General features: G+C 58.0%; 27 protein-coding genes. 20 read left to right on the top strand and 7 right to left on the bottom strand.

The annotated features are described in order from the left end of the window. The first annotated feature begins 53 nt into the window (after positions 1–53). The 3 genes from ASG35_RS21545 (at position 54) to hfq (ending at position 1,717) form a co-directional block, all read left to right on the top strand. Positions 54–623 carry a TetR/AcrR family transcriptional regulator gene (locus tag ASG35_RS21545; RefSeq protein WP_056362446.1) on the top strand — a complete coding sequence of 190 codons (570 nt, stop codon included), beginning with the start codon at positions 54–56 and terminating at the stop codon, positions 621–623. A 154-nt stretch (positions 624–777) separates the two neighbouring features. After that, on the top strand, positions 778–1,017 hold the full coding sequence (locus ASG35_RS21540) for a hypothetical protein (protein ID WP_056362442.1): 240 nt from the start codon (positions 778–780) through the stop codon (positions 1,015–1,017). 370 nt (positions 1,018–1,387) lie between these two features. Next, positions 1,388–1,717 (top strand): RNA chaperone Hfq, encoded by a 330-nt coding sequence (gene hfq / locus ASG35_RS21535; RefSeq protein WP_056362439.1) that lies wholly within the window; start codon positions 1,388–1,390, stop codon positions 1,715–1,717. A gap of 140 nt (positions 1,718–1,857) precedes the next feature. Here hfq and ASG35_RS21530 read toward each other — a convergent pair whose 3' ends face one another. Further along, positions 1,858–2,388, bottom strand: a complete 531-nt coding sequence (locus ASG35_RS21530) for a DUF6572 domain-containing protein (RefSeq protein WP_056362436.1) — start codon at positions 2,386–2,388, stop codon at positions 1,858–1,860. A 321-nt stretch (positions 2,389–2,709) separates the two neighbouring features. Between ASG35_RS21530 and ASG35_RS21520 the strand changes: the two genes are divergently transcribed. The 4 genes from ASG35_RS21520 to ASG35_RS21505 all read left to right on the top strand — a co-directional run bounded on the left by ASG35_RS21520 (position 2,710) and on the right by ASG35_RS21505 (position 6,357). Further along, positions 2,710–3,225: a hypothetical protein gene (locus ASG35_RS21520; protein ID WP_156393310.1), complete on the top strand. Its 516-nt coding sequence runs from the start codon at positions 2,710–2,712 to the stop codon at positions 3,223–3,225. A 520-nt stretch (positions 3,226–3,745) separates the two neighbouring features. Then, entirely contained in the window at positions 3,746–4,102 is a 357-nt protein-coding gene (locus ASG35_RS21515; protein ID WP_327019661.1) for a DUF4148 domain-containing protein, read from the top strand. 224 nt (positions 4,103–4,326) lie between these two features. Continuing rightward, entirely contained in the window at positions 4,327–5,493 is a 1,167-nt protein-coding gene (locus ASG35_RS21510; protein WP_056362428.1) for a metallophosphoesterase, read from the top strand. A 276-nt stretch (positions 5,494–5,769) separates the two neighbouring features. Further along, on the top strand, positions 5,770–6,357 hold the full coding sequence (locus ASG35_RS21505) for a DUF1344 domain-containing protein (RefSeq protein WP_056362425.1): 588 nt from the start codon (positions 5,770–5,772) through the stop codon (positions 6,355–6,357). 22 nt (positions 6,358–6,379) lie between these two features. On the opposite strand, the gene ASG35_RS21500 is transcribed toward ASG35_RS21505, so the two are convergent. Then, complete coding sequence (locus ASG35_RS21500; protein ID WP_056362423.1) at positions 6,380–7,216, bottom strand: DMT family transporter; 837 nt, start codon at positions 7,214–7,216, stop codon at positions 6,380–6,382. A gap of 264 nt (positions 7,217–7,480) precedes the next feature. On the opposite strand from ASG35_RS21500, the gene ASG35_RS21495 reads away from it, so the two are divergent. The 10 genes from ASG35_RS21495 to ASG35_RS21450 all read left to right on the top strand — a co-directional run bounded on the left by ASG35_RS21495 (position 7,481) and on the right by ASG35_RS21450 (position 18,718). Continuing rightward, positions 7,481–8,695: an ABC transporter substrate-binding protein gene (locus tag ASG35_RS21495; RefSeq protein ID WP_056363711.1), complete on the top strand. Its 1,215-nt coding sequence runs from the start codon at positions 7,481–7,483 to the stop codon at positions 8,693–8,695. Positions 8,696–8,810: 115 nt separating this feature from the next. Then, on the top strand, positions 8,811–9,686 hold the full coding sequence (locus tag ASG35_RS21490) for a branched-chain amino acid ABC transporter permease (RefSeq protein ID WP_056362420.1): 876 nt from the start codon (positions 8,811–8,813) through the stop codon (positions 9,684–9,686). Between the two features lie 8 nt (positions 9,687–9,694). Beyond that, a complete protein-coding gene (locus ASG35_RS21485; RefSeq protein ID WP_056362417.1) occupies positions 9,695–11,641 on the top strand; it encodes a branched-chain amino acid ABC transporter ATP-binding protein/permease in 1,947 nt (648 codons plus the stop codon). Positions 11,642–11,651: 10 nt separating this feature from the next. Next, positions 11,652–12,383, top strand: a complete 732-nt coding sequence (locus ASG35_RS21480) for an ABC transporter ATP-binding protein (RefSeq protein ID WP_056363709.1) — start codon at positions 11,652–11,654, stop codon at positions 12,381–12,383. Between the two features lie 349 nt (positions 12,384–12,732). Continuing rightward, complete coding sequence (locus tag ASG35_RS21475; RefSeq protein ID WP_056362414.1) at positions 12,733–13,827, top strand: ABC transporter ATP-binding protein; 1,095 nt, start codon at positions 12,733–12,735, stop codon at positions 13,825–13,827. After that, a complete protein-coding gene (locus tag ASG35_RS21470) occupies positions 13,814–14,902 on the top strand; it encodes an ABC transporter ATP-binding protein (protein WP_056362412.1) in 1,089 nt (362 codons plus the stop codon). Before ASG35_RS21475 ends, ASG35_RS21470 begins: the two co-directional genes overlap by 14 nt. Further along, positions 14,899–15,792 (top strand): carbohydrate ABC transporter permease, encoded by an 894-nt coding sequence (locus ASG35_RS21465; protein WP_056362409.1) that lies wholly within the window; start codon positions 14,899–14,901, stop codon positions 15,790–15,792. Before ASG35_RS21470 ends, ASG35_RS21465 begins: the two co-directional genes overlap by 4 nt. Continuing rightward, entirely contained in the window at positions 15,785–16,597 is an 813-nt protein-coding gene (locus ASG35_RS21460; protein WP_056362406.1) for a carbohydrate ABC transporter permease, read from the top strand. Before ASG35_RS21465 ends, ASG35_RS21460 begins: the two co-directional genes overlap by 8 nt. Next, positions 16,597–16,878 (top strand): DUF2160 domain-containing protein, encoded by a 282-nt coding sequence (locus ASG35_RS21455; protein WP_056362403.1) that lies wholly within the window; start codon positions 16,597–16,599, stop codon positions 16,876–16,878. Before ASG35_RS21460 ends, ASG35_RS21455 begins: the two co-directional genes overlap by 1 nt. A gap of 109 nt (positions 16,879–16,987) precedes the next feature. Continuing rightward, the gene (locus ASG35_RS21450; RefSeq protein WP_056362401.1) at positions 16,988–18,718 is read left to right on the top strand and encodes an ABC transporter substrate-binding protein; all 1,731 of its coding nucleotides are present in this window, start codon (positions 16,988–16,990) and stop codon (positions 18,716–18,718) included. 54 nt (positions 18,719–18,772) lie between these two features. On the opposite strand, the gene ASG35_RS21445 is transcribed toward ASG35_RS21450, so the two are convergent. From ASG35_RS21445 to ASG35_RS21435, 3 genes are all read right to left on the bottom strand, one after another. Continuing rightward, positions 18,773–19,045: a hypothetical protein gene (locus ASG35_RS21445; RefSeq protein WP_056362398.1), complete on the bottom strand. Its 273-nt coding sequence runs from the start codon at positions 19,043–19,045 to the stop codon at positions 18,773–18,775. Positions 19,046–19,077: 32 nt separating this feature from the next. Beyond that, positions 19,078–19,572, bottom strand: a complete 495-nt coding sequence (locus tag ASG35_RS21440) for a CBS domain-containing protein (protein WP_056362395.1) — start codon at positions 19,570–19,572, stop codon at positions 19,078–19,080. A 75-nt stretch (positions 19,573–19,647) separates the two neighbouring features. Further along, positions 19,648–19,968 (bottom strand): TFIIB-type zinc ribbon-containing protein, encoded by a 321-nt coding sequence (locus ASG35_RS21435; protein ID WP_056362393.1) that lies wholly within the window; start codon positions 19,966–19,968, stop codon positions 19,648–19,650. A 131-nt stretch (positions 19,969–20,099) separates the two neighbouring features. Between ASG35_RS21435 and nhaR the strand changes: the two genes are divergently transcribed. Both nhaR and oxlT read left to right on the top strand, forming a co-directional pair. Further along, entirely contained in the window at positions 20,100–20,993 is an 894-nt protein-coding gene (gene nhaR / locus ASG35_RS21430) for a transcriptional activator NhaR (RefSeq protein WP_056362390.1), read from the top strand. Positions 20,994–21,376: 383 nt separating this feature from the next. Then, positions 21,377–22,681: an oxalate/formate MFS antiporter gene (oxlT, locus tag ASG35_RS21425; RefSeq protein WP_056363707.1), complete on the top strand. Its 1,305-nt coding sequence runs from the start codon at positions 21,377–21,379 to the stop codon at positions 22,679–22,681. A 75-nt stretch (positions 22,682–22,756) separates the two neighbouring features. On the opposite strand, the gene ASG35_RS21420 is transcribed toward oxlT, so the two are convergent. Next, a complete protein-coding gene (locus ASG35_RS21420; RefSeq protein ID WP_056362388.1) occupies positions 22,757–23,023 on the bottom strand; it encodes a cupin domain-containing protein in 267 nt (88 codons plus the stop codon). Between the two features lie 159 nt (positions 23,024–23,182). Between ASG35_RS21420 and ASG35_RS21415 the strand changes: the two genes are divergently transcribed. Then, on the top strand, positions 23,183–23,764 hold the full coding sequence (locus ASG35_RS21415) for a hydrolase (protein WP_056362385.1): 582 nt from the start codon (positions 23,183–23,185) through the stop codon (positions 23,762–23,764). A gap of 51 nt (positions 23,765–23,815) precedes the next feature. On the opposite strand, the gene panS is transcribed toward ASG35_RS21415, so the two are convergent. Further along, positions 23,816–24,775: a ketopantoate/pantoate/pantothenate transporter PanS gene (gene panS, locus ASG35_RS21410; protein ID WP_056362383.1), complete on the bottom strand. Its 960-nt coding sequence runs from the start codon at positions 24,773–24,775 to the stop codon at positions 23,816–23,818. Between the last annotated feature and the right edge of the window lie 86 nt (positions 24,776–24,861).

The raw sequence follows: 24,861 nt of genomic DNA, 5'->3' as shown, positions 1-24,861 counted from the left end.
AATCGACTCCTTAGGGCGCGTTTTCAGCGCCCGCCAAAGGACAAGCGCAACTCATGGGACATTCACAGGCAGAGAAGGCGGCAACGCATCAGCGGATTGTCGAAGTGGCGGCGCGGCGTTTTCGCGAGCTTGGACTCGACGGTATCGGCGTCGCCGATGTAATGAAGGAAGCCGGCATGACGGTCGGCGGTTTCTACAAGCACTTTGCATCGCGCGATGAATTGGTGACCGAAGCGCTCGACGTCGCGTTCGAAAGCCTCGACGCGTGGGAAGCGCGCGTCGAGACGCTCGAGGCTGGCGTGCGCGACTACCTGAGCGAAGCGCATCGGGATTCACCGGGCAGAGGTTGCGCGCTCGGTGCGCTTCTGGGCGACGTTGCGCGCAGCAGCGAAGCCACGCGCGACGTCTACACCGAGCGGGTCAGGCACAACATTGGTTTTTCGGAGAGTCTGCTCGATATCGCCGATCCCGCCGAGCGCCGCGCCCGCGCCATTTTGCAGTTCACCGCGTGTCTTGGCGCAATCGGATTAGCGCGGGCGGTATCGGACCCGGTTTTATCGAAGGAAATACTCGATAGCGTCGCCGGACAATTGCTCCCGCTGCTTCCCGGTCCCCCGGCTTGATTCCTGCTAAGGGAATTACGACGGTCGGTAGAAACTATTGTTGAAGCGGGCCGGGCAATCCATTACATTCGACGCGTTGTCCAGATGTCGATCTTCCGGCACAAATCCGGATGATCCGCAAACCATTACAAAATGACGTTCCTTGGAGATTTACATGAAAGCGATCGCACTGGTTTCCCTTTCCGCACTGTTGCTCGCGGCATCCGGTTTGGCCATGGCCCAGAGCGGCGGCGGCAATGGTAACGGTGGCGGCGGTGGCGGTAACGCGCACGGTGCGGCCACGGCTGCACCCACGACGGGTGGCGACAACTCGTCGACGCCGGGCAGCACGCGCGGCAAGCCGCATCTGTTCAAGCACAAGCAAAAGAAGGCAGCTCCGGCGCCTGCTCAGTAATTCAGGCTGGCAGCGCGGCGAGTTTGCCGCGCGTCATCCTTTAAGCAACAAAAAAGCTGTCACGACTGGCATCGCCGGTCATGACAGCTTTATTTTTTGGATACTCGTTTCTCGGACAACTACGCCGAAAGGCGACGAAACAAGAGACTTTGTCCGTTTTTAGAGGGCTATTGTCGAGCGCGTATAGGCGTCGCGAATTCCAGCGCGGTAGTATGGGACCACGATTTCAGCGTAATTTGAACTCTGTGGAGCGCGAGCGCTCGAAAGTGGGCAACCGGTGCGACGATCGATGATCTGGCATCATTGACCCAATGTTCCGGCGAACATCCGCCGGAAACAGCCCGAAATACTAACGTCAGGTCGAATAAGAATGGCTACAGAATCCCAGCAGCAAAGTCAGAGCGACGTTTTGAACGCTGCCCGAAAAGAGCGCAAACGCGTCGCAATCTTCCTCGTGAACGGGGTGCGGCTGGTTGGTCACATCGAATCTTTCGACCAATATCTGGTCATGCTGAGCTCGGCTGCCGGCATCCAGGCGGTCTACAAGCATTCCATCTCGACTATCCAGGAAGATACCGGCAAGGCGTTCACGGCAGGTGGCCCGCGCGCCAGTTCGGGCGCCCCGCGCGATGGAGATTCAAAGCGTCCGGTCGCGATCTCGCATAAACGCCGGTTGCCGACGAACGTCGGCGGCGAGTAAGTTGATAAGCGTGCATTTGCATCGAGCAAATACACGCTGGCTAAGAAAGTAAAAAAGGCGAAACCTGTGAGGGTTTCGCCTTTTTTATTTCCTGTTCGATTCACGGTTTCGTCACAATCCGAAAGCACGCGTTGAAAAGCTTATCGTCCCGATGATATTTTTTTGCGCATCACCAGGACCGGATGATGATCGACTCGCACGATCTCGTTCGTATGTTTTGTACCAACTGTTGCCGGCGGCGTGAGATCGAGTACATCTGCAACGGACTCCAGTCTCGTATCGGCGAGGACGTTGCTTTGGCCGTTCGTCATGTGCTCGACCATTGCATCCGACGCCGTTGCGTGACGCACATCAACAGTGCGACAACGGACGTCGAATCCAACCGAGCGGATGATCGTCTCTCGTGTCTTCCAGAATGCCTCGGCGGCGCGCGTCATGGGCCGCATGGCGACATACTCGATGATCACCGGATAACCTCGCACGCCTGGGTAAGCCGCCAGCAATTGGCCTGAGCGAACGTACTGCGTGTAACGATCTATCTTTTTGGTCAGCAGCGAAAAATGCGTGGCTTCGTCATCCCAGTCGAGGTCGTCGAAAATGCCGACGAACACGCGCTTGAACAGGATATTGACGCCGACGTAATCGATAGTGTCCACGTCGACAAGAGACATGGTATTTCCCCAGCGCCCGATGCCGGGCAAAGATTGCAGGCGCGTATTGTAATGGACTGCGTCATCCTAAATAAGTACGCGGGGCGTGATTGCAACAGTGTACGACGCTTGCAAGTAATGTCATTCATCGCGCTATGAAATTGACTGTTTTAAAGCTCAACTCATTCGATAATCGTGAATAGGAGGATACCTAAAAATACCTCAATTCAATTGACATCGTTCATCTCGAAAAACAAACTGGGTTCACGTTTTTGAACAGTTTGTGCGATTGAATACCGGACGGCGCACGAGCAATCCTCCATGTCCGGCAGGAGCAGCAAAATGAAATTGAAGTCTAAAAAATCCATCAAGGCCGCGATGATTGCGGCAGCGTCCTCAATCCTGATGACCAGCGCATTCGCAACTTCTATCGACGGCACTACGATGGTTCGTGTCGGCGGCAACGTGCAATCGGTCGACCTGAATACGCATCGCGTGACGGTAACGAACGAACAGGGCGCCACGGAATCATTCCAGGTCGGCGCGAACGTTTCCGATCTCGGTAAGCTCAAGGCCGGCACCAAAGTGGTCGGAACGACAGCGCGCCCCATCCGTCTCACCGTGCTCGAGGCAAGCAAACTCGCTGCGCTGCCTTCCGAAAACGGCAACGAAACCATTGCGCAGGTAACGAGCGTGGATAGCCAGCGCGGTTCAATGACAATCAGGGACAAGCAGGGCGCCGAATTGACGGTGCAGGCGAATTCACCTGCAGCAGTCAGCGCGGTCGTGCCGGGTACGCGCGTGCTCGTGAACGCGGTGAATCCCGCTTCCCTGACGAACGGCGCAGTCCTCCGCTGATCAGTCGGATTCGTCCGATAGCTCGTCGCCCATCAAATCTTCATGATGTTTCTATCGTGAGTGATCTGGATCCCCGCTGGATGACAAACGATAAATCGTCCGGATTTTCCGGCCGTTTTAGCTTCCCTGGAAGCGCGGCGGCGTAGCAGTCGAAGTACCTCTGAGATCAAAGCGGTGTCGCAAGAAAGATCCACCCGGCGCAAACCGGGTGGATTTTTTTTGCTTAGGAAAATCGATTGCGCGACGTCATTTTAAAATTGATAAGGATCACCAATTAAAGATGATTGCCGGCATTGCCTGGCGTGATAGACGAAACCTAGGAGCCGTATTTCCAACCCGCCGGTATATCGCGAATGCTGATTTTCATCTTACGTTTGCGCTACACCGAGTTACAAGAGTTGGTTAATATACGTTCGCGTATCAGTCGGCCCGCGCAAATGGCTTACGAGGCTTACGAAGCCGAAAGCATGGAACCGGCTGGCTCGCATTGAGTCATTTAGTTTCAGCAGGACAAAACGCGGTGGACGCCGCCGGCGCTGCCGCACTAAAAAAACCGCTTTCCGTGGAGAATCTCGACATGTATCGAATCCGCATGGCTGCATTGGCTGTCGTCGTATCAGTGGCAACTGCTGGCTTGACCGCTCCGGTCGCCATGGCGCAAACCGCCGATGCCGCCGCTTCTACTCCGAAGCAGGAGCAAAAGGCGCAGCGCAAGGCCGATCGCAAAGCAGCCCGCGCTAAAAAGAATGCGGAACTGAAGGACCTGGAGAAGAACGGTTATAACCCGAGCGGCGACCAGACCAACTATCCGCAGAACATCCAGAACGCACAGAAAAAGTCCGCGGCGGCAAAAGCCAAGGCGGCATCGGCTCCCTGAGCGGCGTCTGAACTCGGTTTGAATTAAATAACCCGCTCATGGCGGGTTATTTTTTTGGGTCGTCGTCCCGTTCCCGCTCACCGGCAGGCTTTTTAGTGAACCGGTAGAATCAGAAGCCATTTTGTAATGGCCTTGTTCCCAGGCGACTTGCATCTCACACGTCGCCGTAGTTGCAGCGCGCCCCGCGCCGGTTATAGCCGGCCTCACCTTCTACCAGGCGGTCTATGCGACGTTCTGCATTTTTCATCCGCGTAATCGGCATCGGTATTTTGTTTCACGTGTATATCGGCTTGCGCCTGATTCCTGTGGCGCCGGTCAGTCCCGCACTCAAGATACTCGCGGTGATCGCGCTGGTGGCGTCCATCGTGCTGATTCCCCTTGGGATGATCGCGCGCAATATCGGGCAACAACCGCTGTCGGATCGTCTCGCATGGGTCGGGCTCCTGGTGATGGGCTTTTTCTCTTCGTTGCTCGTCCTGACGTTCCTTCGGGACATTGTTTTGCTTGTATTGCATCTCGCAAGCAGCGGCGAAAACGCCGTCAATCCGTGGCCGGGATTCAGGGCGTGGAGCGCTCTCGGCGTGCCATTGCTCGCCGTGCTGGTGACGTTGTTCGGCATCTATAGCGCGCGCCGGCGGGCGGCTGTGAAAAACGTGGATGTACTCATCGATAACCTGCCTGCCGCGCTGCATGGATTCACGATCGTGCAAATCAGCGATATTCACGTTGGCCCGACCATCAAGCGCGGGTACGTGGAAAAGATCGTGGCCGCGGTCAATGCGCTCACGCCCGACCTGATTGCCGTGACTGGAGACGTGGTCGACGGCTCGGTGCCGCAACTCGCTGCGCACACCCGCCCGCTCTCCGATTTGAAGGCACGTCATGGCGCGTTTCTGGTGACCGGGAATCACGAGTATTACGCGGGCGCCGATAAATGGATTGCAGAGTTCCGTCGCCTTGGGCTGACGGTGCTTCTGAACGAGCACGTCGTGGTCGATCACGACGGCGAGCGCGCGGTCATCGCGGGCGTAACTGATTACGGCGCTGGCAGCTTCGATCCCGCGCATAAAAGCGACCCGGCCAAGGCGATCTTCGGCGCGCCTGCCGACATCACGTTCCGGCTGCTCCTCGCGCATCAGCCGCGCAGCGCGCCGGCGGCATCACAAGCGGGCTTTACGCTGCAATTGTCCGGCCACACGCACGGCGGCCAATTCCTGCCCTGGAACTTCTTTGTGCGACTTCAACAGCCGTTCGTAGCCGGCCTCGAAAAGCTCAACGACTTATGGGTCTACACAAGCCGGGGAACGGGATATTGGGGACCGCCGATCCGGATTGCCGCGCCATCCGAAATCACGCGCTTGCGACTTCAAGGTAACAACCGGGCTGCGTGAACGCTGAGCATTTCAACGCTCGTCTGGGAAAGGATTAACGACTTCAAGTTCATATCCTTTCCTATAATTCATTTACTTGAATCAATTCGATTATAAAAATATAAGACCGGTTCGCTCGATAATCGGTAACTATCCATTCTTGCAGCCGGGTTTCATGGACAACGCAACGATGCGCACGGTATAAATATCGTCAGCGCTTCAATGCGTTCGCGTATCTGAATCAAATAATGTAATTGATTCAGAGCGCGATTCCTGATTTTATCGCCCGGAGAATACATGAACGCAAAATGGATTTTGGCTGCATCGCTGGCGTGTTTGCTTGCGAGCGCGCACGTCAACGCGCAAAACGATGATCAGCTTACTAACGACGCCATCAAGACAGCCATGGCGTCGGAGCCGCGTCATCTCCAAGCTCAAATTGTCGGCATTGATTCCGGCGCGCGGACTATTTCGCTCAAAGGGCGCAAGGGCCACGTCATTCCAGTGGCAGTCGGACCGCAGGTTACAAATTTCGATACGCTTAAAATCGGCGATCGCGTTGATGTGTTAATCAAGGAAGCGCTATTGCTCAGAGCGGTAAAATCAACGGTTCAAGATGCAGGGTTAAGAAAACGTGTCGATACTTCTGCGTTTGCGTCCGCTTCCGGTACAGCAGGTTTCGGTGCGGCAAAGGAAGTCGAGATTATCGCAACGGTGCAGAGTATCGATCAGAAAAAGAAAACGATTACTCTCCGCGGACCATGGCATACCGATACATTTGGTTTGCCGCCTGAACTGGCCGCCAAAAAGCTTAAAGCCGGCGATACCGTTCACGTAGTCTTCATTTCCGCGACTGCGGTTGAAGTAACGCCGGTCGCCAAATAAAGCCGAAGAAAAACCAGAAGCACTAAATCCTGATCAGGACCGCGCCGGCCGTGACGAGCGCGCACGCCACTACGCGTCGCGCGGTCAGCTTTTCATTCAGGAATATCCAGCTGATCAACACTGCAAAGATGGAGCTGAGCTCGCGCAACGCCGAGACCATTGCAATCGGCAGATAACGAAACGCGAAAACCACGATGCCATAAGCAATCATCGCAATCGCGCCGCCCGCCATGCCTTGGATCGAACGGCGTGTATCGCTTAAAAACAGCTGACGCGGGCCGCCGTATTTATACAGTGCGAACACCGCGAACGGCACGTTGAACAGCAAGTACACCCACGCAATGTACGCAAGGCTGGTTCCGGCAACACGCACGCCAATGCCATCCACGATGGTATAGGCCGAGATGAACGCGCCCGTCACGAGCGCCGCCGGTACGCTCGCGGTTGCGAAACGGCGCTTGCGAAATGCGAGCGAAATAATGCCGACCGAGACCAGCATCACACCGGCCAACGCGAGCGGTCGAAGGTGTTCACCCGCGAAAACGAATGCGCCCACGAACACGAGCAGTGGCGAAAGCCCGCGGGCGATCGGATAGATCTGTCCGAAGTCGCCGGCTTTATAGGCCTTCGCGAGCGCGACGCAATAACCGAATTGCAATATCGCCGACGCGGCAATGTATGGCCAGCTTTCGCGTGCTGGCGCGGGAACGTACAGCAGGGCAACCGCGGAACACGCGATATACGGAAACGACATCATCCCGAACTGCCAGACGCGGTCTTCGCTGGTGTGGAGGAACGCGTTCCAGGTTGCATGCAGCAGCGCGGAAAACAGTACGAGCAGAACGATAAAAGGCTGCATGGATTTGCAAATGCGAAAAACTGATCGTGGCGATGTAAGGCGTTGATTGGCAAAAAGTGGCAATCGTAAGCGGCTCATTATGACAGAGAACGTCGTGCTGCGACATGCCAAACGCTCAGGCTGAAACCGGCGTCAGCACGCCTTGGCATGCGCCAAAACCCGCCCCGGGAAACTCCGAATATTGAATAAATCTTACATTTCCTACACTCGGAAAGCTTCCATACAAAAGCACAACGAAAGACCGAGACCCCTGTGGAGACCACCATGCTCGCCCGATTGACCTGCATTGCTTATGCAACGTTCGCGTTTGCATCGACTTCTTATGCCGCTGATCCGATCAAGATCGGCGTCGACGGACCGTTCACCGGCGGTTCGTCATCCATGGGCGTGAGCATGCGCGACGGCGTGCGCCTCGCTACCGCCGAGATCAACAAGTCGGGCGGCGTGCTCGGGCGCCAACTGGTGCTCGTCGAACGTGACGATGAAGCCAAGAACGAGCGCGGCGTCCAGATCGCGCAAGAGCTGATCAACAAGGAAAAGGTCGTGGCGGTGGTGGGGTACATCAACACGGGCGTGGCGCTCGCGTCGCAACGCTTCTTCCAGGAAGGCAAGATCCCGGTCTTCAACAACGTGGCGACGGGTTCCGTCATTACGAAGCAGTTCGCCGATCAGCCGGAGAACTACGTCTTCCGCAACGCTGCGTCTGACAGGATCCAGGCGCCGATGATCGTCGAGGAAGCCGTTACGAAACGCGGCTTCAAGAAAGTCGCGATTCTTGCCGACTCGACCAACTATGGTCAGCTTGGCCGCGAGGATCTGGAGAAGGCGCTGGCGGCGAAAGGCGTCAAGCCGGTCGCGACCGAGAAGTTCAACATCAAGGACGTCGACATGACGGCCCAGTTGCTGAAGGCGAAGGAAGCCGGCGCGGAGGCGGTGCTGACGTATGGCATCGGGCCTGAGCTTGCGCAGATTGCAAACGGCATGGCCAAGCTCGGCTGGAAGGTGCCGCTGATCGGAAGCTGGACGCTTTCAATGGCCAACTACATCGACAACGCGGGCGCGAACGGCGAAGGCGCGCGCATGCCGCAGACGTTCATCCAGGAAGCGAACACGGCCAAGAGGAAGGCGTTTATCGATGCATATCTGGCCGAGTTCAAGCCGAAGAACAACCGCATCGATTCGCCGGTCTCCGCGGCACAGGGTTACGACTCCGTCTACTTGCTCGCGGCCGCGATTACGCAGGCTGGATCGACCGATGGTCCGAAGGTCAAGGCCGCGCTCGAAGGGCTGAACAAGAAGGTCGAGGGCGTGGTGATGGTCTACGACAAACCCTTCACGAAGGACGATCACGAGGCGATCAGCGCCAACGTGCCGGTGGTCGGCGAGGTGAAGGGCGGACGTGTGGTGTTCGCCTACGACGCCGACAAGAAAGGCGGCGGCGAGCTGCGCACCAAGCAGACGACGACCGCCGCGAACTGAGGTCACGGCGCAATCACGAGCCGCGCCCGCCTGACGGCGGGCGCGGCTTTGCTTATGCGCCGCGTTTGAGCAACAGCGACTTTCGTCAGCCACCTTCAATCTCAAGGCGCGCCACATGGCCATCCTTCTGCAGCTCATTTATAGCGGCATCGCGCTCGGCATGATCTACGCGGTGATCGCGTTCGGTTATCAGCTGACTTTCGCGACCTCGGGCACGCTCAATTTCGGGCAAGGCGATGCGCTGATGCTCGGCGCGCTCGTGGGCCTGACGCTGGTTTCCATCGGCGTGAATTACTGGCTGATGATTCCGATCGTGTGTATTTTCGGCCTGGCGCAAGGCGCGCTGGTTGAACGCATCGGCGTGCGCCCGGCAATCAAGATCAAGTCGGAATTCGGCTGGATCATGTCGACCATCGCGCTTGGAATCATCTTCAAGAACGTCGCGGAAAACGTCTGGGGACGAGACGACCTGCGCTTCCCGTCGCCGTTGCCCGAAGCGCCGATGAAAGTCCTCGGCGCCAACATCCTGCCGATGGAACTCCTGGTTGTCGGCGGTGCGCTTCTGATGATGCTGGCGGTGGAGTTCTTCAACCGCAAGACGATCTTCGGCAAAGCCGTGGTCGCGACCGCGAATGACCGCGATGCCGCCGCGCTGATGGGCATCAACACGGGGCTCGTGATCACGTTTTCATACGCGTTGTCGTCGCTGACGGCCGCATTTGCGGGCGTGCTGATCGCGCCGCTCACACTGACGGGCGCGACCATGGGCGCCGTGCTCGGACTGAAGGCTTTCGCGGTGGCGATCATTGGCGGGTTGTCGAGCGGCATGGGAATCATCGTGGGCGGGATGATTCTCGGGATAGCCGAAACCACCACCGGCTTTTATCTTTCCACCGGCTACAAGGACGTGCCGGGCCTCGTGCTGTTGCTGATCGTGCTGGCGCTGAAACCGGCCGGCCTGTTCGGCAAAACCGCGATCAAGAAGGTATGAGGACCGCGATGAATTCCGCCAAGCCAGTCAAACTCGCGGCCGCCGTGCTCGGTCTCGCCGCGCTCGCGATCTTTCCCATAGCGTCCGGGAATCCTTACTATATTCACCTCGTTGAAACCATCATGATCTACGCGATCCTGTTGTTCGGGCTCGATATCGTGGTGGGCTACACGGGCCAGGTATCGCTCGGTCACGCGGGTTTGTTCGGCGTGGGCGCGTACACGGCGGGCGTGTTGTTCATCAAGCTCGGAATGCCGTTTTACGTGACCGCGCCGCTTGCGATTCTGGTGACTGCGGGGTTCGGTGCGATCCTCGCGTTGCCCGCGTTGCGCGTCTCCGGGCCTTACCTTGCAATGGTCACGCTCGCGTTCGGCACGATCATCCAGATCCTGATCAACGAGATGGATTTTCTCACCAACGGTCCGATGGGACTGAAAATTCCAAAGCCCATCTTCGCCGGTCAAAGCATGAGCGAAGACGGTTTCTACTGGCTCGTCGCGGTGCTGCTGGTGATATCGATGATCGTGGTGCATCGCATACTCAAGTCGCATCTCGGCCGCGCGTTCGAAGCACTTCGGGATTCACCGATCGCATCGGATTGCATGGGTGTTTCAGTGTATCGATACAAGGTTTATGCGTTCGTCATCAGCGCCGGTTTCGCGGGCCTCGCGGGGTGTCTTTATTCGTATTCCGAACAATATATTTCGCCCAATACGTATAACTTCGAACTCACCATCCTGTTCCTGCTTGCCATCATCATGGGCGGCCGGAAAACACGCACGGGCGCAATACTGGGTTCCACGATCATCGTGTTGCTGCCCAAGCTGCTCGATGACATCGCGATGTTCCGCAGCGTCGCGACCGTGCTCGCCGTGGTCGTCGCCATCGGCGCGGTCGTTGCGTTGTCGCGCAAGGTGACCACGTTGCAAAAGGTGTTTATCCCGGTTGCAGGCACGGCGGGTCTCGCCATCTTCTCGTTCTGGATCGATGCACTCACTGACTGGCGGCTGACCATCTTCGGCCTGATGATCCTGCTGGTGGTGTATTACCTGCAGGACGGCGTGGTCGGTTTCGTGCGAAAGATCGTGCTGCACGGCAGACGCCGTCCCGTCACGATCAAGACCGATGAACTCTCGGGCGAAGGTCACGACGCGGTGATTGCCATTCGTTCGCAAGGCACGGAAAACATCATCGATCTGCGCGGGATCCTGATGCAGTTCAGCGGCCTTAAAGCGCTGAACAACGTGAACCTGAGCGTGCGGCGCGGCTCCATTCACGGCTTGATCGGACCGAACGGTTCGGGCAAGAGCACGATGATGAACGTGCTGACCGGCATCTATGTTCCGACGGCCGGGTCTATCGACTATGACGGCGAATCGATTGCCGGAAAGACGTCGTCGAAGATCGCGTTGTCGGGCATCGCGCGCACGTTCCAGAACGTGCAACTGTTCGGCGAAATGACCGCGCTGGAAAACGTGCTGGTCGGATTGCACCATACGTTCAAGGCGAATCTCGCCGATGTCGGCCTGATGACGCCGCGGTATCGGCGCGAGGAACATGCGGCGCGCGAGCGTGCGTTCAGCATGTTGCGCTTCGTCGGTCTTGAAGCGGTGGCTTCCGAGGAAGCGCGCAATCTTCCTTATGGCAAGCAGCGGCTGCTCGAGATTGCCCGCGCTCTGGCGCTCGATCCCCAGCTTCTTCTGCTCGATGAACCCGCCGCTGGCCTGACCGCGCCCGACATCAAGGAACTCGTCGCGATCATCCGCAAGGTGCGCGCGCACGGCATCACGCTGATCCTGATCGAGCATCACATGGATGTGGTCATGAGTGTGTGCGACACGGTTTCAGTGCTGGATTTCGGTCAGAAGATCGCCGAGGGCCGGCCCGCGGATATCCAGGCCGACGAGCGCGTGATCGAGGCGTATCTCGGCGGTCAAGCCGCCACGCATGCATAGGGAAGACATAATGTTATCGATAAAAAACCTGCATGCGGGCTACGGCAAGGTCAAGGTGCTGCACGGCATTTCCATGGATGTGCCGAAGGCGTCGGTGGTCACGCTGATCGGTTCGAATGGCGCCGGAAAAACCACGACCATGCGCGCGATTTCCGGAATGATCCGCCCCACGTCAGGCGAGATCACGATGGGCGAGGGCGCGCAATCGAAGCGTATCGACGCAATGGATTCGCACAAGATCGCGCGTCTTGGTCTCGCGCATTCGCCGGAAGGACGCCGGGTGTTCGCGACCATGTCGGTGACCGACAACCTGATCCTCGGCGCGTTTCCACGGCTGACGTGGGCGCGTCCTCGTGGCGATGTCAACGCGGATCTGGAGCGCGCCATCGAGCTGTTTCCGCGCTTGAAGGAGCGGCGCCATCAGCTTGCGGGAACGCTTTCGGGCGGCGAACAGCAAATGCTCGCCATGGCGCGCGCGGTCATGCTGAACCCGGATCTCGTCTTGCTCGATGAACCGTCGATGGGCCTTGCGCCAATTCTCGTGGAAGAAGTTTTCCGCATCATTGCAAGGCTGAAGGATGAAGGCGTGACCATGTTGCTGGTCGAGCAGTTTGCCGCTGCGGCGCTGAACGTGGCCGATTACGGTTATGTGCTCGAAAACGGGCGCGTTGCGGCGCACGGACCGGCCGGGCAACTCAAGAACGATCCTTCCGTTAAAGCAGCGTATCTAGGCGCGAGCTGAGGTTCGCGTCAACTCACACCAGGACGGCGATCCCGCGCGCTTCGCCGTCCGTTCGTTCCGCTTCTCGCGTCCCCGCCTTTGGAAGCCTTCGGTTGCCGGAATTTTTATCGAAACCGAGCGCTTGCCTTCAATAATCCTCTCTATCCTTTCTATAGTTGTAATTCGGTTATGCGTTAGTCGGGCAGATGGTAATAATTTGTATGGTTAACCCCGATTTAAACGTAAACGAACAAAAAGGAACATGCGTGTTGTTGCTTTAGTTTCCTTTTTGAAAAAACCGGCGACGCAAAACATTCAGCGTTCCTGACAAGCATCCGACAAGAAAAAGCATTGAGAAGAGGAGAGCAACTTGGTTTTGGAACTGGAGAAGGTCGCCGTGGTATCGGGTGGCCAGACGCATTTGTACAGCGTGGATCTGCGCCTCGTGCCCGGCGCCATCAACGTGTTGCTCGGTCCCACGCAGGCGGGCAAGACCACGCTCATGCGCGTGATGGCGGGGCTGGATCGGCCGGCGAGCGGGCGCGTGCTCGTCGACGGGCAAGACGTGACCGGTATCGGCGTGCGTCAGCGCAATCTCGCGATGGTCTATCAGCAGTTCATCAACTATCCGGCGATGACCGTGTACGACAACATTGCGTCGCCGCTCAAGCTGCAGAAAATCGATACCGCGCAAATCACGCAGCGGGTGAACGAAGTCGCGGCGAAGCTGCATATCGAGCATTTGTTGCAGCGCCGGCCCGGTGAATTGTCCGGTGGCCAGCAGCAGCGATGTGCGCTGGCGCGTGCGTTGGTGAAGCGTTCATCGCTCGTGTTGCTCGACGAACCGCTCGTGAATCTCGACTACAAGCTGCGCGAGGAATTGCGCGCCGAGCTCACTACGCTTTTCGCCGATGGCAAGACCACCGTGGTGTATGCAACCACCGATCCGCTGGAAGCGCTTTTGCTGGGCGGCTACACCACCGTGATCGATAAAGGCCGCGTGCTGCAGACCGGCCGCACGCTCGACGTGTACAACGCGCCCGCCACCGTCGATGTCGCCGCCGTCTTCAACGACCCGCCCATGAACATGCTTGCGAGCGATGTGAGCGCGGACGGGGTCGCGCATTTGCCGATTGGTATCGACGTAGCGTTGCGGCGCGCGGACAACCAGACGGGCCAGTGCCGCATCGGCATTCGTCCGGGACATTTGCGGCTCGCGCCGCGCACGCCTGAGTCGATCGCCGTGCCATGCCGCCTCGAACTTGCTGAACTCAGCGGCTCCGAGACCTACCTCCACGTGCGCACGCAGCAAGGCGGGGTCGATCTCGTCGCGCAATTGCAGGGCGTGCATCAGATCCGCCTGGGTACGTCGCTCGATGTGTTCGTGGACCCGGACGAGCTGTTCGTATTCGGCGCCGACGCCAGACGCGTATCGGGCCCGGAGGCGAGTCATGGCGCGTATTGAGTTCCAGAATCTCGCGCATGCGTACCGGCCGGATCCGGCGAGCCTGGATGACTACGCGCTGCAACCCATGTCGATGGTCTGGGAAGACGGCGGCGCGTACGCGCTGCTTGGGCCGTCGGGTTGCGGCAAGTCCACGCTGCTCAATATTGTTTCTGGTCTGGTTACGCCATCGGAGGGCAAGGTCCTTTTCGATGGCCGCGATGTCACCGCGCTCGGCGCACGCGAGCGCAACATTGCGCAGGTGTTCCAGTTCCCGGTCATCTACGACACCATGACCGTGTTCGATAACCTCGCGTTCCCGCTGCGCAATCGCAAGATCGCGGCGCCCGAAGTGAAGGCGCGCGTGCATGAGGTCGCGGAAATACTCGACATGACGCGCGAACTCGGGCGCAAGGCAAGCAATCTTTCGGCGGATGCGAAGCAAAAGATATCGCTGGGACGCGGCCTAGTGCGCAAGGACGTTGCCGCAATTCTCTTCGATGAACCGCTCACTGTCATCGACCCGCACATGAAGTGGATGCTGCGGCGGCAGTTGAAGAAGATCCATCAGCAATTGAAGCTCACGCTGATTTACGTCACGCACGACCAGGTTGAAGCGCTCACGTTCGCGGACGAAGTGGTCGTGATGACCAACGGCCGCGTGGTGCAAAAGGGCGGGCCGGAGGCGCTGTTCCTGCATCCGGATCATGCGTTCGTGGGGTATTTCATCGGCAGCCCGGGCATGAACCTGTGCCCGATCGCGCTCGATCCCGAAGGCGTGAAGATCGGCAAGCAGCATCTTCAAGTCGATGCCAATACGCTTGCCACGTTGAAGGCGGCCAACGGCACGCTCACGCTCGGCATCCGTCCGGAATTCGTGCGTCTTTCCGATAGTCAGGAACCTGGCGCCGTCAGGGCGCAGTTGCTGCGCGCCCAGAGCCTCGGCAATTACCAGCTCGTCACGGCAGACTGCGACGGCCAGGTCATCAAGGCAAAGGCCGACCCGCATGCATCGCTTGAAGAAGGGCCTGTCTGGCTGAAACTCGCCGCGCCGGAAACGGTGTTCTTCAATAACGACGAGAGGATCGGACGATGAACAAGCCCGTCAACCAGAAGGCCTGGCTGCTGGTCGTGCCTGTGTTTATCTGCGTCGCGTTCTCGGCGATATTGCCGCTGATGACCGTGGTCAACTATTCGGTACAGGACATTATCAGTCCGACGCAGCATGTGTTCGTGGGCACGGAATGGTTCCGCAGCATCATGAACGACGAAGACCTGCGCGGCGCGCTCGGCCGGCAGATGATCTTTTCGGTGTGCGTGCTGCTGTTCGAAATTCCGCTCGGCGTGGGCCTGGCGCTTGCCATGCCTGCATCGGGCTGGCGTGCATCGGCGGCGCTGGTCGTGCTCGCCATGCCGCTGCTTATTCCATGGAACGTCGTTGGGACGATCTGGCAGATTTTCGCGCGGCCGGATATTGGTCTGCTCGGCTACTGGCTCAATTATTTCGGCATCGACTACAACTACACGGCGAGTCCATCGGCGGCGTGGGTGACAGTGCTCGTAATGGACATCTGGCACTGGACGCCCCTCGTTGCGCTGCTTTGCTACGCGGGTTTGCGCGCGATTCCGGACGCGTTTTATCAGGCGGCGGAAATAGATGGTGCAAGCCGCTTCGCGGTATTTCGCTACATCGAATTACCGAAGATGCGCGGCGTGCTGATGATCGCGGTGCTGCTGCGGTTCATGGACAGCTTCATGATCTACACGGAACCGTTCGTGCTGACCGGGGGCGGTCCCGGTGATTCGACGACCTTCCTGAGTCAGTACCTCACGCAGAAGGCGGTCGGGCAATTCGACCTCGGACCCGCGGCGGCATTCTCGCTAATCTACTTCCTGATCATCCTGCTTCTGTGTTTCATCCTCTACAACTGGATGGAGCGGGTAGGCAAGGGCGGTCCCGCCACCACGGGAGACGACAATGCGTAAAGACCGCCGCTGGATGCGCAACGTCACGCTCATAGTCTATATCCTGTTTGCGCTGATTCCGCTCTACTGGATGTTGTCGATCTCGCTACGCACGAACGAAGAAACGCTCGCTTCCTTCTCCACGTTCCCGCAGCACCTGACGCTCGAAAACTACAAGGTGATCTTCACGGATCCATCGTGGTACTGGGGTTACATCAACTCGATTGTCTATGTGCTGATGAACACGGTGATGTCCGTGCTTGTCGCGTTGCCGGCCGCGTACGCATTCTCGCGATACCGCTTCCTCGGCGACAAGCACATGTTCTTCTGGCTGCTCACCAATCGCATGACGCCGCCAGCCGTGTTCCTGCTGCCGTTCTTCCAGCTGTATTCGAGCGTGGGATTGATGGACACGTACATAGCTGTCGCGCTTGCGCACATGCTTTTCAACGTGCCGCTCGCGGTCTGGATACTTGAAGGGTTCATGTCGGGCGTATCGCGTGAAATAGATGAAACCGCATATATCGACGGTTATACGTTTCCATCGTTCTTCGTGAAGATTTTCTTGCCGCTGATCAAGTCGGGTGTGGGCGTCACGGCGTTTTTCTGCTTCATGTTCAGCTGGGTCGAGTTGTTGCTCGCACGCACGCTGACCTCGGTGAACGCCAAGCCGATCGCAGCCGTGATGACACGTACCGTGTCCGCCGCTGGCATGGATTGGGGCGTGCTTTCGGCTGCCGGCGTGCTGACCATCGTGCCGGGCGCGCTCGTCATCTACTTCGTGCGCAACTACATCGCGAAGGGCTTTGCGATGGGGAGAGTCTGATGATCACGTGGATGTACTGGACGCCCGAAGTGGCAATCTTTTTCGGCTGCATCGTGCTGATGCTGGCGGGCATGACGGTGTGGGAAATCCGTTCGCCCACGTCCGAACACAAAGGTTTTCTGCCGATTGCGACCACCCGCGGGGACCGTTTGTTCATCGGCTTGCTGAGCGCGGCTTATATCAATCTGGCATGGATTGGAATCAGCGCCGAGAACGCGAATGCATGGCCGGGTTTTGCGGCATCCATGCTGGTGCTCGTGCTGATCATGTGGAAAGGATGACACGGAATTTATAGCAAGGAATCCATAAGAATATGGAAGCACCGGTTCCGCGGTCACCCCGAGCGAGGACCGGCAGATGATCCAGGGGGCGGAGACAGAGGAGAACATCATGCATCACAGGAGACGGATCGTCGCGCTCGCGCTTGGCGGCATCTTCGCCAGCCAGCTGGCATTGGCGGGGGCGCCCGAAGCGCAGAAATGGATCGACAGTGAGTTCCAGCCGAGCACGCTTTCAAAGCAGCAGCAGGCGGACGAGATGAAGTGGTTCATCGACACAGCCGCGAAGCTCAAGTCGCAAGGCGTGAAGGAGGTGCATGTGGTGTCGGAGACGCTCGACACGCACATGTACGAATCCAAGACGCTCGCGACAGCGTTCACCGAGATCACGGGTATATCGGTGAAACACGACATCATTCAGGAAGGCGATGTCGTTGAAAAGTTGCAGACGTCCATGCAATCCGGCCAGAGTATCTACGACGGCTGGATATCGGATTCCGATTTGATCGGCACGCATTATCGCTATGGTGTGATCGTGCCGCTGTCCGACTACATGGAAGGCGAGGGCAAGGCGTACACGAATCCCGGGCTGGATTTAAAGGACTTCATTGGTACGAGTTTCACGACTGCGCCTGACAAGAAGCTTTATCAATTGCCCGACCAGCAGTTCGCGAACCTTTACTGGTTCCGCGCCGACTGGTTTGCGCGCAAGGATCTGCAGGACAAGTTCAAGGCCAAGTACGGTTATGACCTCGGCGTGCCCGTGAACTGGACGGCGTACGAGGATATCGCCGAGTTCTTTACGAACGACGTGAAGACGATCGATGGCGCAAAAGTCTACGGTCACATGGATTACGGCAAGAAGGACCCGTCGCTCGGATGGCGTTTCACTGACGCGTGGTTATCGATGGCGGGCGAAGCCGACAAGGGCATTCCGAACGGCCTTCCCGTCGATGAATGGGGCATTCGCGTGACGCCCGACGGATGTCATGCAGTGGGCGCGTCGGTATCGCGCGGCGGCGGCACGAACAGTCCGGCCGCCGTGTATGCGACCACGAAGTACATCGAGTGGCTGAAGAAATATGCGCCGCCCGAAGCGTCCGGCATGACGTTCAACGAAGCGGGACCGGTGCCGGCGCAAGGCAAGATTGCGCAGCAGGTCTTCTGGTACAGCGCGTTCACGGCATCCATGCTCAAGCCTGGCAACGTGACGAATGCGGACGGCACGCCGAAGTGGCGCATGGCGCCGTCGCCGCACGGCCCGTACTGGAAGGACGGCATGCAGAACGGTTATCAGGACGTGGGATCGTGGACGTTCTTCAAGTCGACGCCGCCGAATCAACGCGCCGCCGCCTGGTTGTACGCGCAATTCGTGACATCGAAAACGGTGTCGCTCAAGAAGTCGATCACGGGACTCACGTTCATTCGCGACTCGGACATCCACAGCGACTACTTCACGAAAAACGCCGACAAGTACGGTGGTTTGATCGAGTTCTATCGCAGCCCGGCGCGCGTCGCGTGGACGCCGACAGGCAACAACGTGCCGGATTATCCGAAGATGGCGCAGTTGTGGTGGAAGAACGTGGCAACGGCCGTGGCCGGCGAAAAGACGCCGCAGGCAGCAATGGATAATCTCGCAAAAGAAATGGATCAGGTGCTCGGGCGGCTGCAGCGTGCCGGCATGAAGGTCTGCGCGCCGCAGCTGAATCCCGAAAGCGATCCGGCGAAATGGCTGTCTGATCAGCACGCGCCGTGGAAAAAGCTGGCAAACGAGCGGCCGAAGGGCGAGACCGTGAAGTACGACCAGCTGCTTTCGGCGTGGAAGGAGGGCAAGGTTCGCTAAGCCTTGGTTTGCGCGGTAAAACACCGAGGGGCGATACCGCGTATCGCCCCTTTTTCACGCAATGGCTCCGGGCGTGCCACACAACCACGCCACGTCTACCCGTAAGAGCCGGGAGAGACGCCGGCATTGTCCGCTGCCCGGCAGCGTGATCCCGGCCCGCCAGAAGTTGACCTCGTGTTCCTTCACGCCCATATACGATGCAACCAGGCGGGTCGTGATCCGTGCCCGCTTGATCGTCATGTCCAGTTTCGTTGAAAACAGTTTCCGGAACCGGTCCGAATGCGTGTTTCTTTCCAGATGGACTTCCAGTTCGTTCGCGCGTCTCATGTTGCCTGACCTCGCTAAAAGGATCGACGTGGTTATCGTATTTCGACTTCCGGCACATTCGCGCGGCTCGTGTGGCTAGTTTGGCTGTCGTGGCTATTGCCGCGAATATAGTGCTCAAGTTGATGAATCGTGAACTGCTGTTCGGCGATCAAGTTCTTGACCAGATCGCCAATGGATACCATCCCGATCAGCAATCCACCATCGATCACTGGAAGGTGACGTATGCGGTTATCCGTCATGAGCGTCATGCAATGTTCGGTCGTCTGGTTCAGGCGCACGTATCGCACCGCTCGCGACATCACGTCGCCGACTGGCGTATCTCTCGACGACCGGTCGAGCAAGACAATTTTGCGCGCGTAGTCACGCTCGGTGAAGATCCCGGTGATCCGCTCGCCCGATGTCACAACCAAAGCGCCGATTTGTTTATGCGCCATCAGTTTGATCGCTTCGAACACGCTGGCCGTGGCCTCTATGGTGTGAAACGATTGATCCGGCTTGGAACTCAGTAACTGCGCAACGGTTGTCATTCGAAACCTCGAAGATGTGTGACCGTCCACTGAACGGCCATTGCTGATTGATCGAAAAATACGAAGCGTCGATGCTTAACCGAAGTCGAAAAGCTCGCCGAGCATCGACTTTTTTCTTTTATATGGATGACGACGCTCGCGATATTCGTCGTCGCGATAGTCATGTTCGTCGTGGCGCGTACGTTCGTCCCGCCTGCGCTCGACGCCCGCGTTGGTCAGCACCGCGGCCGGCTGCGAAACGGTGTTGTTTGCGCTTCCTTCCGTGGCCCGGTCAATCAGTTTGTCGAGTTCGCCACGGTCGAGCCACACGCCACGACACGTCGGGCAATAGTCGATTTCAATGCCTTGCCGGTCTGTCATCAACAGATCCGGGGTCTTGCATACGGGACATTTCATTCTCCTGGCTCCTTCGTCCTGATCGATAACGAAGCCTCAATGTATAGCAAGTAAGCTTAATGTAAAATTCGTATTTTCAAGGTTTATAGTTCGGAAAAAGCGATGTATCGAATGACGCTTACGAGGCCGGAATGAACTTCAAGCACTTATATTATTTTTGGGTGGCCGCGCGCGCGGGTGGCATCGCACGTGCGGGTGAGCAGTTGCATATCACGCCGCAAACGCTCAGCGGACAGATCAAATTGCTTGAAGACACGCTCAACAAAAAGCTCTTCAAGAAAAGCGGCCGCAATCTCGAACTCACTGACGCGGGGCGCCTTGCGCTCGATTACGCCGATGAAATCTTCTCGCTCGGCGCCGAACTCGAAAGCGCGGTCAGGCAGGAGAAGGAAGCGGCACGCACGCAACTGCGCGTGGGCGTGGCGGATTCGGTGCCGAAGACGGTCGCGTACCGCTTGCTCGAACCGGCGCTGAACCTTTCTGACTCGTTGAAACTGATCTGCCATGAGGGCAAGCTTCATGCGCTTTTGTCGCAACTCGCCGTTCATAAACTCGACCTGATCATTGCCGATGCGCCGATTCCTCCCGACGTGAACGTGAAGGCGTTCAACCATTTGCTCGGCCGATCCACATTGAGCTGCTTCGCGCCCAAGACGCTGGCCGTGCGTGGCGCGAGGTCGTACCCTGCGTCGCTCGGTGATATGCCGATGCTTCTGCCGGGTAACGACTCTGCCGTGCGAAGAAAGCTGGATCATTGGCTCAAGTCGCAGGGAATCGCGCCGCGCATAGTCGGGGAATTCGATGACAGCGCGCTGACACTCGCCTTTGGCCGTGAAGGTCGCGGCGTTTTGTTCGCTCCGACAATCCTCGCGGCGCAACTTAAACGTGAACACGGCTTGCGGGAGATTGGTCATATAGAGACGATCGTTGAGGAGTTCTTCGCGATCTCGATAGAGAAGCGCATCAGCCATCCCGCCATTTCATCGATCATGAATGCCGCAAGGAGCACCTTGTTCAATGCATGAAAATCGCCCTCCCTATCCCGGCAAAACTTTCGATCTCGTCTTACAAAATAATAACGAAAAATAGCTTACATTACGTTTTGCTTTCGTATATAACGAACTTACGTGTTGCGGACTGCCATGTCGCGTACCACGCCTCAGCCCGTCAGGCATGCCTGCGGGCTTTTTTTTGCCCATCGAATAGTCGTCGCAATAATCTGCATTTATCTTTCATATTTCTTTCAGTAGTAACCCGATCTGGTGAAAACCCTGAACTTTCTTTCACTTGACTTACTTGATATATCACATATTGTGTATCCCATCGCCACTCGTAATTTGAGATGACGATGAGGCAGACGTCAATTCGGCGTCGCGAATACAAGGCAGCAAATGCCAAGGAGACAGTGATGGAAACGAATCGCCCGGTAGGAGAGTCGCGCCTGGCATCGCCGTGGGTGCAGCTCGTGTTCGGCGTGATCTGCATGGCCATGATCGCGAACATGCAGTACGGCTGGACGCTGTTTGTCAATCCGATCGATGAAAAGCATCACTGGGGCCGTGCGGCCATCCAGGTAGCGTTCACGATTTTTGTTGTGACTGAAACGTGGCTGGTTCCAATCGAAGGTTATCTCGTCGATAAATACGGTCCACGTCCCGTGGTGGTAGTAGGCGGCTTGCTGTGCGCGGCTGCGTGGGTGCTCAACTCGATCTCGGCTTCCTTGCCGATGCTGTACTTCGCGGCCGCAGTCGGTGGCGTGGGTGCAGGCGCGGTGTATGGCACATGCGTGGGCAACGCGCTCAAGTGGTTTCCGGATCGACGAGGGTTGGCGGCCGGCATCACCGCAGCAGGTTTCGGCGCGGGTTCTGCGGCGACGGTTGTGCCTATCGCGCACATGATCAAGAGCAGCGGCTACGAAGCGACCTTCCTCTGGTTCGGCCTGGGCCAGGGGTTGATCGTTTTCTTCCTGGGCATGGCGTTGTTCGCGCCGCCCGCCAGCTTGCTCGCAAACGCAAAGAGCGCGTTAAAGAAAGCGGTCTACAACGCCACGCCCAAGCAGGTGATGAGCTCGCCGATCTTCTGGGTCATGTACCTCATGTTCGTGATGATGGCAGCCGGCGGATTGATGGCGACCGCGCAACTGGGTCCGATCGCGAAAGACTTCGGCTTGCACGACTCGCCGGTTTCCATCCTCGGATTGACGTTGCCCGCGCTCACGTTCGCGCTGACCATCGACCGGGTGCTCAATGGTCTGACGCGGCCGTTTTTCGGATGGATATCGGACAGGATCGGGCGCGAGAACACCATGTTCATGGCGTTTGCCATCGAAGCAATCGGTATTTTGTTGCTTTCGAAATACGGGCAAAGTCCGGTTGCGTTCGTGGTGCTGACCGGGATCGTGTTCTTCGCCTGGGGCGAAATCTATAGCCTCTTTCCGGCGACTTGCGGCGATACGTTCGGTCCCAAGTTCGCTGCGACCAATGCTGGTCTGCTTTATACGGCGAAGGGAACGGCCGCGTTGCTGGTGCCTTTTAGCAGCGTGATCACGGCGGCCACGGGAAGCTGGCACGCGGTGTTCATGCTGGCGTCGGGGATGGCTGCGGCGTCTGCGCTTCTTGCGCTATTCGTGCTCAAGCCAATGCGGCAAGCGCATAAGCAGAAGCACTCATCCGCGCCAGTGGATATGCCGTTTGCATCGGTGGTGAAGGATTGATGTAACGAAGCGAAGTTAGCGCGACATGACAGATGGCCGGCCGCATAGCCGGCCATCTGTCGTTTTGGAGAAAGCCTATTTTCGCCCGACGAGATAACACACGCCTTCGGGTCCGTATCGTTCGCTGTGTGCTTCATTCGCCATAAGATGAAACACGTCGCCGGTTTCATAGCGGGTTTCCTGGCCCGCGACCTCGAGCGTCAACTCGCCTTCCAGGATCAACGCCTTTGCTTCGAACGGGTGGACGTGATCGTCCATGGAAGCGCCGGCCTCGCGCTCGACCAGCACGGTCGTCTGGAAACCCTCGCGCGCAAGCATTTCGATGAAGTCGTCGCGTTCCATGTTCGTTCCCCTTTCGAACCATCGTCAATCGCTAATATAAGGTGAAATCACGCGTTCTGCGGCCGTTCGATAAAACGCGTAAAATATGAGACTGTCCTCACATTTTCGAGCGTTTTGTTTTGCGCACGTTTCCCGCACGTTTTCTTAATTGGAGCTGACATGTCTCGTCTCGAACTCAATCCTGAGCACACCGCGCTGGTTGCCATCGACTTGCAACATGGCATTCTGGCGCGGCCGCTTGGGCCGCATTCTGCCGCCGATGTCCTCACGAACAGCGTGCAACTCGCCAACGCGGTGCGAGCGAAAGGAGGTTTGGTCGTTTGGGTGCGGGTCGATCTCGCCGGGATTTTGCATCTTCCCGCCGATGCTTCCACCGCGCCGCCCAAGGGTTCTCCGCCGCCGCCGGCAAACGCATCCGAGTTGTCGCCGGAGCTTGGCGTGCAGGAGCGAGACGTGGTGGTGACGAAGCGGCAGTGGGGCGCATTTTATGGCACGGATCTGGAGCAGCACCTGCGCCGCAAGGGCATCAGGACTGTGATCATGAGCGGTATCGCGACGAACTTCGGTGTTGAGTCCACGGCGCGTGGCGCGTTCGATCGCGGTTATGAACTCGTGTTCGCGGAAGACGCAATGACGTCGCTGAACGCCGAGGCTCACGCGTTCGTGATTGCGAATATTTTCCCGCGAATGGGGCGGGTGAGGTCGACGGAGGAGGTGGTGAAGACGCTGCAGGGAGGGTAAGCAAGAGGAGACGGACCGATACGACAATTTGTTGTATCGGCCGTTCTGGATTCAAACCTCCAACCGCGACCCCTTCGCCGCTTCCAGCTCCTGCGTCGATCCCTTCGCCGGGCGTCCCGCCCAGTACCCGGCGAGCAACGAACCCGACAAGTTGTGCCACACCGAAAACAGCGCACCCGGCAGCGCTGCTATCGGCGTGAAATAAAGCTTGCCGAGCGTCGCCGCAAGGCCCGAGTTCTGCATTCCAACTTCAATTGCCAATGTCCGGCAGACGGCTTCGTCGAAGCCAAGCAAACGGCCGCCCCAATATCCGCCCAGCAAGCCGATGCCGTTATGCAGCACCACGCCGAACATCACCAGCAGGCCGACCGACGCAATGCTTTTTTGCGTCCCCGCGACCACGGCGGAAATGATGAGCAGGATGGCGAGCATCGAAATGATCGGCAAAGCTGGTTCGACCGCGCGCACGAGCTTGTTGAAAAACTGGTTGATGAATAAGCCGGCGACGATCGGCAGCGCCACGATCTGAACGATGCTCATCAGCATGCCGTGGACATCGACGGCAATCGATGCATCCACGTAAAGCCGCGTGAGCAAGGGCGTGGCGAATACGCCGACGAGCGTCGATAACGCGCTGATGGTGACGGACAACGCCACGTCGCCGCGCGCCAGATAGATCATTACGTTGGACGCCGTGCCGCTCGCGACGCTCCCGACCAGCACCATGCCGGCCGTCAGGTCGGGCGGCATGCGCAACGCCTTCGCGATCACCCATGCGGCGAGCGGCATCACGAGGTAATGCAGCCCGATACCCGCGATCACCGGCGCCGGCCGCGTGAACACGCGCCGGAAATCGGCGAAGGAGAGCGTGACGCCCATCGCGAACATGATGATGGTAAGCAGCGTGGTGACGTGAGGCGCAATGCCCGTGAACGAGGCTGGCGAAAAGTAGGCGACGACCGAAATAAGCACGGCCCAAAGGGGAAAGAGGCAGGTGACACGCGAAAGCATGCTGGGACGATCCTGGCTGATTTAAAGGAGGCGGCGAAAATGGAAAGTGCTGACCATGCCATCGATAAATGCGGCCAGAGGCGCAC

It is taken from the genome of Burkholderia sp. Leaf177 (assembly GCF_001424345.1).
GTDB lineage: Bacteria > Pseudomonadota > Gammaproteobacteria > Burkholderiales > Burkholderiaceae > Caballeronia.
This window is presented reverse-complemented; position numbering and strand designations above follow the sequence as displayed.

Coding starts and splice junctions, on each gene's coding strand:
- ASG35_RS21545 (WP_056362446.1), top strand. CDS start 54: ATGGGACATTCACAGGCAGAGAAGGCGGCAACGCATCAGCGGATTGTC.
- ASG35_RS21540 (WP_056362442.1), top strand. CDS start 778: ATGAAAGCGATCGCACTGGTTTCCCTTTCCGCACTGTTGCTCGCGGCA.
- hfq (WP_056362439.1), top strand. CDS start 1,388: ATGGCTACAGAATCCCAGCAGCAAAGTCAGAGCGACGTTTTGAACGCT.
- ASG35_RS21530 (WP_056362436.1), bottom strand. CDS start 2,388: ATGTCTCTTGTCGACGTGGACACTATCGATTACGTCGGCGTCAATATC.
- ASG35_RS21520 (WP_156393310.1), top strand. CDS start 2,710: ATGAAATTGAAGTCTAAAAAATCCATCAAGGCCGCGATGATTGCGGCA.
- ASG35_RS21510 (WP_056362428.1), top strand. CDS start 4,327: ATGCGACGTTCTGCATTTTTCATCCGCGTAATCGGCATCGGTATTTTG.
- ASG35_RS21505 (WP_056362425.1), top strand. CDS start 5,770: ATGAACGCAAAATGGATTTTGGCTGCATCGCTGGCGTGTTTGCTTGCG.
- ASG35_RS21500 (WP_056362423.1), bottom strand. CDS start 7,216: ATGCAGCCTTTTATCGTTCTGCTCGTACTGTTTTCCGCGCTGCTGCAT.
- ASG35_RS21495 (WP_056363711.1), top strand. CDS start 7,481: ATGCTCGCCCGATTGACCTGCATTGCTTATGCAACGTTCGCGTTTGCA.
- ASG35_RS21490 (WP_056362420.1), top strand. CDS start 8,811: ATGGCCATCCTTCTGCAGCTCATTTATAGCGGCATCGCGCTCGGCATG.
- ASG35_RS21485 (WP_056362417.1), top strand. CDS start 9,695: ATGAATTCCGCCAAGCCAGTCAAACTCGCGGCCGCCGTGCTCGGTCTC.
- ASG35_RS21480 (WP_056363709.1), top strand. CDS start 11,652: ATGTTATCGATAAAAAACCTGCATGCGGGCTACGGCAAGGTCAAGGTG.
- ASG35_RS21470 (WP_056362412.1), top strand. CDS start 13,814: ATGGCGCGTATTGAGTTCCAGAATCTCGCGCATGCGTACCGGCCGGAT.
- ASG35_RS21465 (WP_056362409.1), top strand. CDS start 14,899: ATGAACAAGCCCGTCAACCAGAAGGCCTGGCTGCTGGTCGTGCCTGTG.
- ASG35_RS21460 (WP_056362406.1), top strand. CDS start 15,785: ATGCGTAAAGACCGCCGCTGGATGCGCAACGTCACGCTCATAGTCTAT.
- ASG35_RS21455 (WP_056362403.1), top strand. CDS start 16,597: ATGATCACGTGGATGTACTGGACGCCCGAAGTGGCAATCTTTTTCGGC.
- ASG35_RS21450 (WP_056362401.1), top strand. CDS start 16,988: ATGCATCACAGGAGACGGATCGTCGCGCTCGCGCTTGGCGGCATCTTC.
- ASG35_RS21445 (WP_056362398.1), bottom strand. CDS start 19,045: ATGAGACGCGCGAACGAACTGGAAGTCCATCTGGAAAGAAACACGCAT.
- ASG35_RS21440 (WP_056362395.1), bottom strand. CDS start 19,572: ATGACAACCGTTGCGCAGTTACTGAGTTCCAAGCCGGATCAATCGTTT.
- ASG35_RS21435 (WP_056362393.1), bottom strand. CDS start 19,968: ATGAAATGTCCCGTATGCAAGACCCCGGATCTGTTGATGACAGACCGG.
- nhaR (WP_056362390.1), top strand. CDS start 20,100: ATGAACTTCAAGCACTTATATTATTTTTGGGTGGCCGCGCGCGCGGGT.
- oxlT (WP_056363707.1), top strand. CDS start 21,377: ATGGAAACGAATCGCCCGGTAGGAGAGTCGCGCCTGGCATCGCCGTGG.
- ASG35_RS21420 (WP_056362388.1), bottom strand. CDS start 23,023: ATGGAACGCGACGACTTCATCGAAATGCTTGCGCGCGAGGGTTTCCAG.
- ASG35_RS21415 (WP_056362385.1), top strand. CDS start 23,183: ATGTCTCGTCTCGAACTCAATCCTGAGCACACCGCGCTGGTTGCCATC.
- panS (WP_056362383.1), bottom strand. CDS start 24,775: ATGCTTTCGCGTGTCACCTGCCTCTTTCCCCTTTGGGCCGTGCTTATT.